This is a genomic window from Legionella sp. ST3F1 (assembly GCF_048553315.1).
GTDB lineage: Bacteria > Pseudomonadota > Gammaproteobacteria > Legionellales > Legionellaceae > Tatlockia > Tatlockia donaldsonii.
This window is the reverse complement of sequence record NZ_JBLZIO010000073.1, coordinates 1-288: the sequence shown is the minus strand read 5'-3', so window position 1 is coordinate 288 and position 288 is coordinate 1. Positions and strand designations below refer to the sequence as shown.

The window sequence follows — 288 nt, the reverse complement described above, 5'->3', positions numbered from 1 at the left end:
CCCTGGGGAAATGGATACACAGGGTTTAAAAAATCGATGCGTCCCCTATCAAGGCTTTGTAATTCATTCACACTGAGCCCCGCACAGCGTGTATGCTCTGCATCTCCTAAAGCGTTGGGAGTTAATTGTCTTAAACGTCCTTCGGCCTGGATAATGCGCGCCATTTTGCTGTCAAAGACACACTAGGTGCGTTTGTGCTCCAGACAGGTGCCAAAAATGGGATCTTTCTGGCTGCAAAAATCGCCTAGATAATGAGCCAGGTAATTCAATTTGGCTTTGCCTAAAGCC

At 47.2% G+C, this 288-nt stretch carries 1 pseudogene; it reads right to left on the bottom strand.

Annotation, left to right across the window (positions count from 1 at the left end):
• Nucleotides 1-170, bottom strand: a pseudogene (locus ACN4Z1_RS16000) (hypothetical protein); the annotation flags it as partial.
• Between the last annotated feature and the right edge of the window lie 118 nt (nt 171-288).